The organism is Frankia sp. AgB32 (genome assembly GCF_023243045.1).
Lineage (GTDB): Bacteria > Actinomycetota > Actinomycetes > Frankiales > Frankiaceae > Frankia.
In genome coordinates, this window is the sequence record NZ_JALKFX010000014.1 from 1 (window position 1) to 14,398 (window position 14,398).

Consider the following 14,398-nt stretch of genomic DNA (forward strand, 5'->3'; position numbering starts at 1 on the left):
CGGTACGCCGGCGTACCGCGCAGCCGCACCGCCGACAGCGGCGAGCAGGCTGCCTGGGCTCGGGAGGGCCGGGTGGGCGACTCCCAGGACGTCGGCGGGTGGCCGGTCGGCGACCCCGCCGAACAGGCCTGGTCGGCACGCCGGGACGACGCCAGCGCCCACGCGGGCTATGGCAACGCTCCCGTGGGCCACGGACCGCCGGCGTTCTATGACCAGGTCACCGACCGGCCCAGCGACTCCAGGTGGCCCAGCGATTCCGACCGACCCGGTGACTCCGGGTGGCCCGATGACTCCGGGTCGGCGGAGGACGCCTGGGTGGAGCCGGACTCGGACTCGGACGGCATCTGGGTCGACGAGGGGTATGCCCGGCCGCCGGCGGGCCACGATGCTCCGCGGTGGCAGTCCGCCGGGCCGACGCACACGGGATGGGACGCGCAGGGGAATGGCTGGGCTGCGGCGGGCGGCTCGCTGACCGGTCCCAGCCGCCTGCCCGCCGATCCGGACTACCTGGACGAGGCCTATCCGGGCGAGCTGGTCCATGAGGCCGGCTGGGGCCATGAAGCCCAGAGCGGCCCGGCCGAGTATCCGCGTCGGGCCGCACCGTACCCTCCAGCCGGCGGAGTCGGTCGGAACTGGACGGAGCGAGGGTAATGATCGTTGGGCTCATGGGTGTGGGACGGCTCGGCGGGGCGGTGCTCTCCGGCCTGTTGACCGCCGGCCACCCGGCCGGGGATGTCGTCGTGGCCGAGAAGGACCCGGACCGCGCCCGCGAGATCACCGCCCGGCACGGGGTGGCCGTGGATTCGCCGGCGGCCGTCGCGGCCAGGGCGGACGTGCTGCTGATCGTCGTCAAGCCGCAGGACGTCGGCGCGCTGCTGGCCGAGATCGCCGCCCAGGTGTCGGCGGAGACCCTCGTCGTGTCGCTGGCGGCCGGGGTGACCACCGACGCGATCGAGCAGCACCTGCCGTCGTGCCCGCCGGTCATCAGGGTCATGACGAACACGCCGCTGCTCGTCGGGGAGGCGATGTCGGCGATCTGCGCGGGCGCGTACGCCGGCGAGGAGCAGCTCGCCGCCGCGACGGCGCTGCTCGCCCCGGTCGGTCAGGTACTCCGGGTCTCGGAGGCCCAGCTCGACGCGGTGACGGCGCTGTCCGGCTCCGGGCCGGCGTACTTCTTCTACCTGGTCGAGGCGATGGTCGAGGCCGGTGTGCTGCTCGGCCTGCCGCGCCCGCTGGCGGCCCGGCTGGTCAACCAGACCGCCCTGGGCTCCGCGCGGATGCTGCTCGACGGTGAGCACCCCGCCCTGCTCCGGGAGGCCGTCACCTCACCGGCCGGCACCACGATCGCCGCGCTGCGCGAGCTCGATCGGCACGGGGTGCGCGCCGCCCTGATGGACGCCCTCGAGGCGGCCCGCGACCGTTCGCGTGAACTCGGCCGCGCCTAGTCCGGACCACCGCGCTCCCGTGCCTCGTCGCCGAGACGGGTAGGCTCGCTCGGTAACCTCCTCAACATAGATCGGTCGGGTACGTGGGCTCAGTCATCAAGAAGCGTCGTAAGCGGATGGCCAAGAAGAAGCATCGCAAGCTGCTGAAGCGCACCCGCGTCCAGCGTCGTAACAAGAAGTAGGTCGCGGCCCCCCGCGCCAGGCGGGGTCGTCGCGGCTACGCCGCGGCGCCCACGCATGCTCGCTCTACGTGCCTGAACGATTGCCCTGTGGCAGGCTTGTCCTACCAGTGGGCGGAGCACCGGACGCGCAGGCAGGGGTACGCCGATGACGGATTCGTGGATCAACTTCCTGTCTGACTATGGCGCGGACGACTCGTGCGTCGGGGTGTGCCACGGGGTGATAGCTCGTCATGCGCCGGCCACCCGCGTGCTCGACGTGTGTCATTCGATCGCTCCGCAGGACGTGGAGCACGCCGCCATCACCCTGGCCGACGCGGTCGGCTACCTGCCGACCGGTGTCCACCTCGTCGTCGTCGAACGGCTCGATGTGGACGGCTACACCCATGGTGTGGCGGTGCGCACGACCCACGGGTCGATCTTCGTCTGCCCCGACAACGGGGTCGCGTCGCTGGCCTGGGACGCTCTCGGCGGAATCGAATCCGTCCACGAGATCGCCAACCGGGAGCTGTGGCTACCGCTGCCCACCGCGGTGTTCCGTGGGCGGGACGTGTACGCGCCGGTCGCGGCGCGGCTCGCGGCGGGTATGGACCTGGCGGACGTCGGGCCTAGGCTCGAGCCGGACACGCTCACCCAGTTCCGGCCCCGGACGTGCGTCGTCGATGACGATCACGTTCACGGCGAGGTCGTGTCCATCGACCACTTCGGCAACATGTCGCTGAACATGACGCGCCTCGACCTGGAGGCGGCCGGCATCATGATCGGTGATCCGGTCGAGGTCCGCGCGGGAACGCGGATCATGCGCCTTACCTTCACGCACACCTACGGCGAGGTTCCCCGTGGCGGGGTGACAGTGTGCGAGGACGCGCTGCGCCGAGTGATGATCGCGGTGAACTGCGGCCGGGCCTCCGACACGCTGCGGTTGCGACGCCAGGATCCGGTGGTCGTCAGCCAGGCGCCGCGCGACGCGTCGCCATTCCAGATCATCCAGGATCTCCGTTTCCCCCCGAATTTCAATTACGCTTAGTAGTTGACACGCCGGACTGTCTCACGCTGCGCAGCGAATGCGCCGAGTGTGGGCGTACGATGACCGCTGGCCGGGGTCGGGAACATCGCCTTCGGTGTTGCGGGGAGACCGCGTTCCGGGGAGACGACGATGAGACCACGCCGGGTGCTGGTGACCGGTGTCGCCCGGCCGTTGGGCGCCCAGGTTGCCGCGGCGCTCGCGGCCGATCCCGACATCGAGGCGGTGGTCGGTGTTGACACGGTCAGTCCCGACACGATCGATCCCGACGCGGATCTCGGTCGGACGCGTTTCGTCCGGGCCGACATCAGGCATCCGCTGATCGCAAAAGTGATCTCCACGACGGAGATCGACACCGTGCTGCATCTCAATGTCATCGCGACGCCGCTGGGCGCGGGCGGTCGGACCGCGATGAAGGAGACCAACGTCATCGGCACGATGCAGCTCCTCGCCGCCTGTCAGAAGGCGAGGAGCGTCACCAAGCTGGTGGTGAAGTCCACGACATCGATCTACGGGTCCTCCCCGCGGGACCCGGCGCTGTTCACCGAGGACACCGAGCCGCGCGCGCTGCCGACCGCCGGCTACGCCAAGGACGCCGTGGAGGTCGAGGGCTACGTCCGCGGGTTCGGCCGGCGTCGCCCCGACATCGCCGTCACCGTCCTGCGCTTCACCAACGTTCTCGGACCGCAGGTGGACAGTCCGCTCGCCCGCTACCTCGACCTGCCCGTCGTGCCCACCGTGCTGGGGTTCGATCCCCGCATCCAGCTCCTGCACTCCGAGGATGCCCTCGCCGTGCTGATGCGCGCCACCCGCGAGGACCACGCGGGAACGTTCAACGTCGCCGGCGAGGGAGTGCTGCTGCTGTCGCAGGCGATCCGCCGCGCTGGCCGTCCCGGTCTGCCGGTGCCGTTCCCGGCGATCGGCGCACTCGGCGGCGCCGCGCGCAGACTTCGGCTGGTCGACTTCTCGGCCGAGCAGCTCGACCTGCTCGCCCACGGCCGTGCCGTCGACACGACGCGACTGACCACGGTGTTCGGCTACCGGCCTCGGTATTCGACCGTGGAGACCTTCGACGCCTTCGTTCGCGCTCGCGAGCTGCGGTTCACCGTCGACCGGGAACTGGTCTCCCGGATCGAGAACGGTCTGCTCGGCTCCCTGCGAAACCGCTGTCTGGTGGGCCCGTCATGACCCGCCTGACCTGCGGCGACGCCTGGGCGGGCCCGGATGCTGGGGGAGGCTCGGCGCATGGGGGACCGTGACGAGAACAAGCAGGACGCCGGCCGGGCGGGCGACGCCCAGATCATTCCGCTGAACACGGACGGGCGGGCCGACGGCGCGCCCAGCGCCCGCCCGGTTCGCCGTCGCGGTTCGCGCGCCCAGGCTGGCGTGCCCGCACGTCGTCGCGCACCGGCGCGGGACCAGCCGGCCCAGGGCGCACCGGCCGGCGACCCGGTCGACATGGGCCCGCCCGACGCCGATCATCCCGTTCCCGCGCAGCCCGGGGACGGCCCGGACCTGGCGGGTGGCGGGGACGACACCGACGGTTCGGACAACCCGACGGGGGCAGCCATCGGCGAGCTGGAGGCCGCGCTCGCGGGAATGCTGGCCTTCCTGCGGCGGCGGATCACCGGCGACTACGTGATCGACGAGCACGGCTTCGACGCGGATCTCACCGAGCACCTGCTCGCCCCGTTGCTGCGACCCGTCTACCGCGACTACTTCCGGGTCGAGACCCGAGGGTTGGAGAACATTCCGGACACGGGCGGAGCCCTGGTGGTCGCGAACCACTCGGGCACCCTGCCGGTCGACGCGCTGATGATGGCGATGGCGATCCTCGATCACCATCCGGCCCACCGCAATCTGCGGATGCTCGCCGCCGACCTGGTCTTCGCCGTGCCGTTCCTCGCCCCGTTCGCCCGCAAGATCGGCAATACGCTGGCCTGCCAGCCGGACGCGGAGCGGCTCCTGCGGGCGGGCCACCTGGTGGGCGTCTGGCCGGAGGGCTTCAAGGGGGTGGGCAAGCCGTTCCGCGATCGCTACACGCTGCAGCGTTTCGGCCGGGGCGGCTTCGTGTCGGCGGCGCTGCGCACCGGTGTGCCGATCATCCCGTGCACCGTCGTCGGGGCCGAGGAGATCTACCCGATGATCGGAAACGCGCGCAGTCTCGCCCGCCTGCTCGGCCTGCCGTATCTGCCGATCACTCCCACGTTCCCGTGGCTCGGCCTGCTCGGCCTGGTACCGCTGCCGTCGAAGTGGTTCATCGAGTTCGGCGAGCCGGTGCCGACCGACGGCTACCCGCCGGAGGCCGCGGACGACCCGATGCTCGTCTTCGAACTCACCGACAGCATCCGAGAGACCATCCAGCACACCCTCTACAGCCTGCTGATGCAGCGCCGCTCGGTCTTCTTCTGATCTTCTTCTGACCTGCCGTCCTGCCGCTGGCTACCCGCCGCTGGCTAGACACTCGCGACGCGTCGGCGCAGTGCCATGCCGGCGACCACGCCGCCGGCCAGCGCCCCGGCGCTCGCGGCCGCCGGAATGCCGATCCTGATCGCGCGCCGCGCAGTGCGGAAGTCCTTGATCGGCCAGTCGCGCTCGCGGGCCACGGCCTTCAGATCCGGGTCCGGGTTGATCGCTACCGGATGGCCGACGAGGGAGAGCATCGGCAGGTCGTTGATCGAGTCGGAGTAGGCCCAGCACCGGGACAGATCCAGCCCCTCCCGTTCGGCCAGCGCCTGCACCGCCTCGGCCTTGGCCTGGCCGTGCAGCAGACCGCCGACCAGCCGGCCGGTGTAAGCGCCGTCGCTGACCTCGCTGACCGTGCCGAGGGCGCCGGTCAGGCTGAGGCGCCGGGCGATGATCGAGGCCAGTTCGACCGGCGTCGCGGTCACCAGCCAGACCCGCTGTCCGGCGTCGAGGTGCTGCTGGGCGAGTGCGTGCGTGCCGGAGTAGATCTGCTCGGCCATCCGCTCGTCATAGATCTCCTCGCCGAAGCGGACGATCTCGGCGACCGACCGTCCGGCGACGAAGGCGAGGGCCGTCTCCCGCGCGTCCCGGATCCCGTCCGCGTTCTCGTGGCCGCGCAGCCGGTACGTGACGTGCTGCAGGCCGAACCGGAGAAGGTCACGCGAGTCGAAGAAGTCCCGGGCGGCCAGCCCGCGAGCGAAGTAGAAGATCGAGGCGCCGGCCATCACCGTGTTGTCGACGTCGAAGAACGCGGCGGTGGACTCGTCGAGCGGCGGGCGCGGTACCTCCTCGGCGGCGACCTTCAGGGCGGCGATCGCCGCCGCCTCGGCCGCGAGCCTGGTTTCGGCCGCACCTCTGCGTCGCACCCTCATAGGTCATCTCTCCATGCGGTCGGCGGTGGAGCCGCTGGGCCCGGACCACCATGGCTGGCCGGTCGGCGGCGGCCGCCGCCCGGGTGCCAGCACCTCGGCGGGCGGGCCGCATCCGGTTCCTCGGCACGTCGTCAGACTACGGCGCCACCGCGTCCGTCCGCCGCAGGCAGCGCGGATCTGACCGCGCGAAGGTGCCGGCGTGGCAACGATAGTGCCGTGATCTCAATGTGATCCGCGTAATCCGACGTGTGCTCGGCCAGGGCGCTCTGGTCCGGCGCACCCTGGTCAGGCGGATCCCGCCTGGGCCAGCGTGCGGGCGAGCGCGCGCACGGCACGCAGCTGCAACGCGCGCACGGCGCCCTCGTTGCGGCCCATCGCGTGCGCCGTCTCGCGCACCGACATTCCTTCCAGGAAGCGCAGCGACACGCATTCCTGCTGGTCAGGGCGCAGACGCCGAACCGCGTCGAGTAGTTCGCGGTGGGTCAGCCCAGCCAGGATGGACTCCTCGGGCCCCGGCACGGCGCCGGCGGTGGTCCCTTCCGCGGCGTCGCGGAGGTCGGCGGTCGGGATCTCCATCCGCCGCCGGGCCGACCGGGCCTGGTCGACGACCAGGTTCCGGGCGATGGTGATGAACCAGGCGCCGATGTCGCGGCCCTGCCAGCGGAACTGGCCGATCATCCGGAAGGCGCGCAGGAACGTCTCGCTGACGATGTCCTCGGCCGCGGCGGGGTCTCCGTTCAGGCGGTACAACGCATAGCGGAAGACCAGCTCGGCATAGTGGTCATAGAGCAGGCCGAACGCGTGGGTGTCGCCCGCGCGGGCCCGGGCGACGAGGGCGGCGCGTTCCCGCGCCGCGGGGTTCTCGCGCGCCGCCGCCGGCTCGGTGCGCACACTGCGCAGCAGCGGCGGCCGACTGTCACGCCCGGGCGGCGGCGTCGCCCGCTCCAGGCTCGGCCCCGCCGACGGGTGGGCCGCCGCCGATGGGACCGTCGACTGCTGGACGGCCGCCTGCGCTGCCCTGCCGCCGGTCGCCACGAGCCGCGGCGGCGGCAGGGCGGCCGCGGCCATCCATCGACGGAGGCCGCGCAGACCGACGCGGAGACCCGGACGGGCCGGCAGAAGGGGCACGAGTCGCCACGCGTCCGGACCTCGCCGCGCGGCGGCGAGGCCGGCGGCGAGCTCGGCGAGCGTGCAGTCGGTCACGGCCCGGACTCCGGAGGATGAGTCACGACAGGACGGGCCGGCAGGCCCGGGGGCAGAACAGTCAGGTAGCTGAGTGTAGCCGCAATGTTCACGACGGGCAGTCGGAGACTGCGTCCGCACCAGTCGCAGCCGGCGTCGGGCCCGGCCCACCCGGGCCGCGGGCCGGACTTACCATCGTGAGATGGACGACGATGCCCCTGGGCCGGCGGCCCCTGGCGACGGCGGCACCCGCATCACCCTGCTCACCCGGTCAGGCTGCCATCTGTGCGAGACGGCGCGGGACGCGGTGGCCAGGGTCGCGGATCAGGAACGGGTCGGATGGCGCGAGGCGGACGTTGACGCCGATCCCCAGCTGGCGGAGGAGTACGGCGACCGGGTGCCGGTCGTGCTGGTCGATGGCCGCGAGCATGGTTACTGGCGGGTAGAGGAAGACCGGCTCCGGCGGGCGTTGGCCGGCGGTCGCTGGTCGCTGCGCTCCGCGCGCGGCCGCTGATCGCAGTCCGGGTCGCTCCCGCGCACTTCGTGAATCCCTTCACGAAGTCGTACACTGCCCGACGACAACCGACTTGTGGCGCCGAGCCCCGGATCAGGGGCGCGGCGGGGCCACGGATTCGGGCCTCTGGCTCCGGGCGGAGTCGCGTGCCCGGAGATCGGAGCCGCGGATGAGTCAGCCACGACGTCGCCCCGCGGTGATGCGGCGACGCTCCCGCAGCCAACCGGCAGCCGAGCGATCGCCGGTGCCGGAGGCGACGGTGGCCCGGCTACCGCTCTACCTTCGGGTGCTGACCACGTTGGCGGAGGGCGCTGTTCACACTGTGTCTTCGGACACCCTGGCGGCCGCCACCGGTGTCACTCCCGCGAAGGTTCGCAAGGACCTGTCCCATCTCGGTTCCTTCGGCACGCGAGGGGTCGGGTACGAGGTCGACGTCCTGCTCGACTGCATCGCGGCGCGGCTCGGCCTCACCGAGGACCGTGCGGTGGTGCTCGTCGGAGTCGGCAATCTCGGGCATGCCCTGGCCGGCTATGCGGGGTTTCACGCCCGAGGCTTCCGTATCGTGGCTCTGGTCGACGCGGATCCGGACCGGGTCGGCGAGCGGGTCGGTGAGGTGGTCGTCCGCCCGGTCGACGAGCTGGAACGGGTCATCGACGAATGTGCCGTCACGATCGGGGTTGTCTGCACCCCGGCCGCTGCGGCCCAGCGGGTGTGTGACCGGCTCGTAGCCGCCGGGGTCACGAGCATCCTCAATTTCGCCCCAACGGTGTTGTCCGTGCCGGAAGGGGTGGACGTGCGTAAGGTCGACCTCGCTGTAGAACTTCAGATCCTTTCGTTCCACGAGGCTCGTAAGCGTCCCGCCTCGCCGCGCGAGCAGGCTCCCGGCCGGCCAGCGCCGGCCGAGCAGGACGGTCCGGACGGTGTCGCCGCCCGCGGGTCCTGGTCCTCCCGGGTCACAGCGGTGCCGCCGGCAGCCGTCGGCGCGGAGTCGGTGCGCGAGCCGTTGGCAGGCGCGGGTGCCGGGTCGGCGCCCGCGCTGCCGACGCCGCCGCCGGGGGAGCTGGCGACCGGGGAGGCGGCGACCGGGGAGGCGGCGACCGGGGAGGCGGCGGCCGCCGGCGAGGTGTCGTCGGCGGCGGGCAGCGCCGGGGCGGTGTCCCGGGCAGAAACGGTGCCCCGGGCGGACACGGGGTTGCGGACGGACACGGGGTCCCGGACAGACAGGGTGTCCCGGGCAGACAGGATGAGGACCGAGACGGATGGTGTCGTGCGGGTGACTCGTCAAGCCGTACCGGCGTGGCCGGCGCAGCCGCTTCTGCCGACCGGATTCGGCCAGGTGGACCGGGCCGGCCGGCCGCCTGCGCCGCCCTGGGCGCGGATGGGTCAGGCGCAACCGGCCCCCGGCCTGCCGCCGCTGGCCGGGCAGCCCCTCGCCCGTGGGTTCGTGGGTGGTGGGCCGGCATGAGCCTGCTGGTGGTGGGGCTCAACCATCGCACCGCGCCGACCTCGCTGCTGGAGCAGGCCTCGGTCTCCGCGACCGACACCGCCAAGGTGCTGCATGACCTGATCGCCGCAACGCATGTCACCGAGGCGATCGTGCTGTCCACGTGCAACCGCATCGAGATCTACGCGGAGGTCGAGACGTTCCACGGCGGCGTCGCCGACATCTCCGACCAGATCAGCCGGATCAGCGGCATCGATCTCGCCGACCTCGCCGCCCACCTGTACGTCCACCACGACGCCCGCGCGGTCGGCCACCTGTTCTCGGTCGTCTGCGGGCTCGACTCGATGCTCGTCGGCGAGTCGCAGATCCTCGGGCAGGTGCGCGGCGCCTTCCGGGCGGCCCAGGCCGCCGGCAGCGTCAGTGGCGAGCTGTCCGCGCTGTTCCAGGCAGCGCTGCGGGTCGGGAAGCGGGCGCACTCCGAGACGTCGATCGACGCGGCGGGGGCGTCCATCGTCGCGGTGGGCATCCAGCTGGCCGCGTCCAGCCTGGGCATCCTCGGCGAGGAACCGGTGGTGCCGGTGGCAGCGCCCAGCATCGGCGCGGGCGGCGTGGCATCCGGTCAGGCCGGGGCCGCGCCGGAGGCCGAGCAGCTGCCCCTGGCCGGCGCGCGGGTGCTTCTCGTCGGCGCCGGCGCGGTCGGTTCGCTCGCCGCGCAGACCGCGCGGCGGGCCGGCGCCGCGGACATCGTGATCGCGAACCGGACACCAGCGAGGGCAGCCCGGGTCGCTGACCTGCACGGCGGGCGCGTCGTGGGCCTGACGGACCTGACGCACGAGATCATGATGGCCGACCTGGTGATCTCCTCGACTGGTGCCACCGGCCTCGTCGTCGAGCACGACGCGGTGGCCGCGGCGCTGTCCGGGCGGGGCGGGCGACCGCTCGTCTTCCTCGACCTCGCGCTGCCACACGACATCGACCCGGCCGTGCGCGCGCTGCCCGGGGTGAGCCTGCTCGACCTGGAGGCGCTGCGCGTGGCGCTCGACGGCGCGCAGGTGGCGCACGATGTGGAGGCGGTTCGCAGCCTGGTCGCCGCGGAGGTCGCCGGGTTCCTCGACCGCCGCCGCGCGGTGCGGGTCGCCCCGACCGTGGTGGCGCTGCGCGCCCACGCCGATGCGGTCGTGCACGGCGAACTCGCCCGGTTGCACACCCGCCTGCCCGACCTGGACGATCGGGAGTGGGCGCAGGTGGAGGGCGCGGTTCGCCGCGTCGTGGACAAGTTGCTGCACGCCCCGACCGTGCGCGTCCAGCAGCTTGCCGGAGCGCCCGGCGGTGATTCCTACGCCGAGGCGCTGCGGGAACTGTTCGATCTTCCGCGTGAGGTGCCCGCTGTGGTGTCCGCGCCTGATCTTGATCTGGTGGAGCGTTCGTGACCGACCCGACGAGGACCGACTCCGACGCAACTGGCCCATCGGGCCGGGCCGGCGCGCTGCGCGCCCGGTTCGCGGGTCGCCGGCTGCGGTTGGGAACTCGGCGTTCGGCGCTCGCGATGGCCCAGTCCGGGATGATCGCCGCCGAGCTGCGCGACAAGGTCGGCTGCGAGGTGGACCTGGTCCCGATCGTCACCGCGGGTGACCGATCGTCCGCCGCGGTCAGCCAGATCGGCGGAACCGGGGTGTGGGTCAACGCGCTGCGTGACGCCCTGCTCGCCAACGAGATCGACCTCGCGGTGCACTCCCTGAAGGATCTGCCGACGGCGACGCCGGCCGGCCTGGTCCTCGCCGCCGTGCCCCGCCGGGAGGACACCCGGGACGTGCTCGTCTCGCCTGGCGGTCGCCGTCTGGCGGAGCTCGGCGCCGGGGCGCGGGTCGCGACCGGCGCCCCGCGCCGCGCCGCGCAGCTGCGGGCGCTCGGGCTCGGCCTCGACGTCGTCGCGATCCGCGGCAACGTCGACACCCGCCTCAAGAAGGCGATCGACGGCGAGGTCGACGCCGTCGTCCTGGCCTACGCGGGCCTCGCGCGCCTGGACCGCCTCGACGCCGTCACGGAAATCCTCGACCCGTCGATCATGCTGCCGGCGCCCGGCCAGGGCGCGCTGGCGGTCGAGTGCGCCGGCCTGCGGGGCCTCGCCGTCGCCGGCCCGGCCCGGGCGCTGGTGGGTGCCGCAGTCCCCGCCGGGCGGCCGGCAGGTGACGCCGAGGGTCCGCGTGTGGGACAGGTCGGTGGCCATACGTGGCCAGATCCTGGTCAGCCCGTCGATAGCGAGCTCGCTGAGCTGCTACGGTTTGTGCTCGATGACGCATCGTCGTCCCTCGCGGTGCGAGCGGAACGCGCGTTCCTCGCGGGAATCGAGGCCGGATGTTCCGCTCCGGTCGGCGCGCTGGCAGTGGCAGAACCGGCGCTCGCGGCGGACGCTGGCCCAGTGGCACCGGCCGACGATGCGTCCCCCGTGGGTCGACTGCGCCTGCGGGCGGTCGTCGCCGCGCCGGATGGCAGCATCGTCCTCCGGCGTGACGTGACCGGATCCGCCGTCGATCCGGAGGCGCTCGGGCAGCGCCTCGCGGACGACCTGCTGTCCGCCGGAGCACACTCGCTGATGGGAAATCGCTGAGCATGGCCACCCGACGCACGAAGAAGCCCGTCTCCCCGGTTGCACTGGTGGGCGCCGGCCCCAGTGACCCGGGGCTGTTGACCGTCCTGGCGGTCGAGACCCTGGCAGCGGCGGACCTCGTGGTCGCCGACCCGGACGTCGCACCTGCCGTCGTGGAGAACCTCTCCGCCGAGGTGCTGCGCATCGGCGACCTTGAGGCAGCAAAGCCGGTCCGGGACGCCGAGGCGGCGACGGCCGCGGTCGTCAGCCGGGCCCGCGCCGGGGACAAGGTGGTCCGGCTCTACGCGTCCGACCCGTGGCTGACCCGCATCGGCGCCGCCGACGCCCAGGCGCTCGCGAAGGCGCGCATTCCCTACCGCGTCGTGCCCGGGATCCTCACCGGCGCCGCCGTCGCCACCTACGCCGGGGTGGCTCCTGGATCTCCCATCACCTTCGCGACGACCTCCGGTGTCTTCTCCTCCTCAGGCACCCTGCCCACGCCGTCGCCGTTCGGCACCGGGGAGCCCGTCGGCCCCCTGACCGGCCCCGCATTCGGTGCGGGCCGCCTGGGCGCTCGCCCGATGACCGGTCTCGGTGGCGGTCTCGGCGCGGGCCTCGGCAGCGGTGGCTTCGGCTCACCGCTCGGCCTGGGCAGCCCCGGCTTCGGCGGTTTCGGCACACCGGTCACGTCACCCGGCGACGTGGACTGGGCCATGCTCGCGCAGCTTCCCGGCACGCTCGTCGTGACTGCGGCGCCGGCTGAGACCGGCAAGGTCGCGGCGGCGTTGGTGGAGCACGGCCGGCCCGGTGACACCCCGATCGCGGTGACCGTCGACGGAACCACCACCGACCAGCGAACGATCACCTCCACGCTGGACCGGGTGGAGGGCGACGCCGCGCCGCTGCTGAACGCCACCTCCACGCCCATCACCCAGGTGGTGCTCTCGGTCGGCCCGGTGGTCGCCACCCGGTCGAAGCTGTCCTGGTGGGAGACCCGCGCCCTGTTCGGCTGGACGGTGCTGGTGCCGCGGACCAAGGAGCAGGCGGCGATTCTGTCCGACCTGCTGCGTTCGCACGGCGCGAGCCCGCTCGAGGTGCCGACCATCGCCGTCGAACCGCCCCGGACGGCCGCCCCCATGGAGCGGGCGATCACCGGTCTGGTGTCCGGCCGGTACCAGTGGGTCGCCTTCACCTCGGTGAACGCCGTGCGCGCCGTGCAGGAGAAGGTCGAGGAGCGCAGCCTGGATGCCCGCGCCTTCGCCGGGGTCAAGGTGGCCGCGATCGGTGAGGCCACCGCGGACGCGCTGCGCGCCTTCGGCATCCGGCCGGATCTCGTGCCGTCGGGTCAGCAGTCCAGCGAGGGGCTGCTGGAGGACTGGCCGGAGTTCGACGAGTCGCTCGATCTGCTCGACCGGGTGCTGCTGCCGCGTGCCGACATCGCGACCGAAACGCTGGTTGCCGGGTTGAAGGACCGTGGCTGGCAGGTTGATGACGTCACCGCGTACCGCACGGTCCGGGCCGCGCCGCCGCCCGCCCCGATCCGCGAGGCCCTCAAGGGCGGCCGCGTTGATGCCGTTGTCTTCACGTCGTCCTCGACCGTGCGCAACCTCGTCGGCATCGCCGGCAAGCCGCACGAGTCCACGGTGATCGCCGTGATCGGCCCGGCTACCGCGGCGACCGCGCAGGAGCTCGGGCTGCGGGTCGACGTGCAGGCGCCGGAGGCGACGATCCCCGCGCTGGTCACCGCGCTGGCGGACTTCGCCGCCGAGCACCGTGAGGAGCTTGGCAAGATCGGCCCGCTGGCGGCCCGCCTGCCCAAGCCCCGGCGCGGCTCGCGACGGTGAGCCTGCCCGGGTTTCCGGGCACGCGTCCCCGGCGGTTGCGCCGCTTGCCAGCGCTGCGCCGGCTGGTTTCCGACGTCCGGCTTCGGCCGGCGGACCTGGTGCTGCCGCTGTGCGTGCAGGAAGGGGTGGACCGGCCGGTCCCCATCGCGTCGATGCCGGGCGTCGTGCAGCACAGCCGCGCGTCGCTGGTGACGGCCGCCGTCGAGGCGGTCGACGTGGGGGTCGGCGGGTTGATCCTCTTCGGTGTGCCGGCCGAGAAGGACGCCCGCGGCCCGGCCGCCGACGATCCCGACGGGATCGTCCAGCAGGCGGGGCACATCGGACAGCGGCCCCTGCAAACAGACCAGTCGGCCCCTCCGCGGAACCCGACCGGCTCACCAGGCCACAACTGACAAAGAGACGACTCACCCACCAGCGGGATCGCCCGGACACTGCCCGGTCGGCGGCGCGCCCGGCGTCGAACGCAGGTTCGATTCCCGGTGTTGGAGTGGCGCCATGTGCGCGTCAGTGCCAGCTTGCGGTGTTCGTGACGTGAGTGTGGAGTTTGCCCCGACAGGGTCGATAGTGCCGCCGGGGTAGGTCGTGCGCCGCCTCCCGCGTGTCTGGGAGCATCGAGGAATCCCTGGTGCGGCCGCCCCGCCGGGACCGGCGCTGCCGCCTGGTGTCGGCGGTCGCCGTGCCGTCGGGCAAACTCGCCGCCGGGCCGCCGCGGAGGCCCGAGATCCTCGCCGCCGGTGTGTCGCGGCGGGCACCGCCCGTGTCCACTCCCGTTTGCCGTGATCTCCGTCGCCTGCTTCGGATACCCCCAGGGGGTAGTTGTGGACCATACGGGGGAGGGGTA

Annotated in this window: 13 protein-coding genes and 1 pseudogene; 12 read left to right on the forward strand and 2 right to left on the reverse strand. The window is 72.8% G+C overall.

Going from position 1 to position 14,398, the window contains the following annotated elements:
* The 6 genes from MXD60_RS06480 to MXD60_RS06505 form a co-directional block, all read left to right on the forward strand.
* Positions 1-651: hypothetical protein (locus MXD60_RS06480; protein ID WP_248818059.1), on the forward strand; the 651-nt coding region annotated here is incomplete at its 5' end.
* A 14-nt stretch (positions 652-665) separates the two neighbouring features.
* The gene (gene proC / locus MXD60_RS06485; RefSeq protein ID WP_248818060.1) at positions 666-1,445 is read left to right on the forward strand and encodes a pyrroline-5-carboxylate reductase; all 780 of its coding nucleotides are present in this window, start codon (positions 666-668) and stop codon (positions 1,443-1,445) included.
* 83 nt (positions 1,446-1,528) lie between these two features.
* Positions 1,529-1,627 (forward strand): 30S ribosomal protein bS22, encoded by a 99-nt coding sequence (locus MXD60_RS06490; protein WP_003948845.1) that lies wholly within the window; start codon positions 1,529-1,531, stop codon positions 1,625-1,627.
* Between the two features lie 145 nt (positions 1,628-1,772).
* Complete coding sequence (locus MXD60_RS06495; protein ID WP_248818061.1) at positions 1,773-2,651, forward strand: SAM hydrolase/SAM-dependent halogenase family protein; 879 nt, start codon at positions 1,773-1,775, stop codon at positions 2,649-2,651.
* A 129-nt stretch (positions 2,652-2,780) separates the two neighbouring features.
* Entirely contained in the window at positions 2,781-3,836 is a 1,056-nt protein-coding gene (locus MXD60_RS06500; RefSeq protein ID WP_248818062.1) for an NAD-dependent epimerase/dehydratase family protein, read from the forward strand.
* A 57-nt stretch (positions 3,837-3,893) separates the two neighbouring features.
* Complete coding sequence (locus MXD60_RS06505; protein ID WP_248818063.1) at positions 3,894-5,060, forward strand: lysophospholipid acyltransferase family protein; 1,167 nt, start codon at positions 3,894-3,896, stop codon at positions 5,058-5,060.
* Positions 5,061-5,104: 44 nt separating this feature from the next.
* Here the strand turns inward: MXD60_RS06505 and MXD60_RS06510 are convergent, their stop codons facing one another.
* Together MXD60_RS06510 and MXD60_RS06515 are read right to left on the reverse strand one after the other, a co-directional pair.
* A complete protein-coding gene (locus MXD60_RS06510) occupies positions 5,105-5,986 on the reverse strand; it encodes an HAD family hydrolase (protein ID WP_248818064.1) in 882 nt (293 codons plus the stop codon).
* A gap of 285 nt (positions 5,987-6,271) precedes the next feature.
* Positions 6,272-7,189: a sigma-70 family RNA polymerase sigma factor gene (locus tag MXD60_RS06515; protein ID WP_248818065.1), complete on the reverse strand. Its 918-nt coding sequence runs from the start codon at positions 7,187-7,189 to the stop codon at positions 6,272-6,274.
* Positions 7,190-7,370: 181 nt separating this feature from the next.
* Here MXD60_RS06515 and MXD60_RS06520 point away from each other — a divergent pair, with 181 nt between their 5' ends.
* The 6 genes and pseudogenes from MXD60_RS06520 to MXD60_RS06545 form a co-directional block, all read left to right on the forward strand.
* Positions 7,371-7,682, forward strand: coding sequence for a glutaredoxin family protein (locus MXD60_RS06520; protein ID WP_248818066.1), 312 nt, complete (start codon positions 7,371-7,373; stop codon positions 7,680-7,682).
* A gap of 259 nt (positions 7,683-7,941) precedes the next feature.
* Positions 7,942-9,147: a redox-sensing transcriptional repressor Rex gene (locus tag MXD60_RS30225; RefSeq protein WP_248818067.1), complete on the forward strand. Its 1,206-nt coding sequence runs from the start codon at positions 7,942-7,944 to the stop codon at positions 9,145-9,147.
* Complete coding sequence (locus tag MXD60_RS06530) at positions 9,144-10,556, forward strand: glutamyl-tRNA reductase (protein WP_248818068.1); 1,413 nt, start codon at positions 9,144-9,146, stop codon at positions 10,554-10,556. The genes MXD60_RS30225 and MXD60_RS06530 overlap by 4 nt, the downstream gene beginning before the upstream one ends.
* Positions 10,553-11,734, forward strand: a complete 1,182-nt coding sequence (hemC, locus tag MXD60_RS06535; protein WP_518467468.1) for a hydroxymethylbilane synthase — start codon at positions 10,553-10,555, stop codon at positions 11,732-11,734. The genes MXD60_RS06530 and hemC overlap by 4 nt, the downstream gene beginning before the upstream one ends.
* 2 nt (positions 11,735-11,736) lie before the next feature.
* Positions 11,737-13,557, forward strand: coding sequence for a bifunctional uroporphyrinogen-III C-methyltransferase/uroporphyrinogen-III synthase (locus MXD60_RS06540; protein ID WP_248818069.1), 1,821 nt, complete (start codon positions 11,737-11,739; stop codon positions 13,555-13,557).
* A pseudogene (locus MXD60_RS06545) lies at positions 13,554-13,868 on the forward strand (porphobilinogen synthase); the annotation flags it as partial. The gene MXD60_RS06540 and the pseudogene MXD60_RS06545, both read left to right, overlap by 4 nt.
* Between the last annotated feature and the right edge of the window lie 530 nt (positions 13,869-14,398).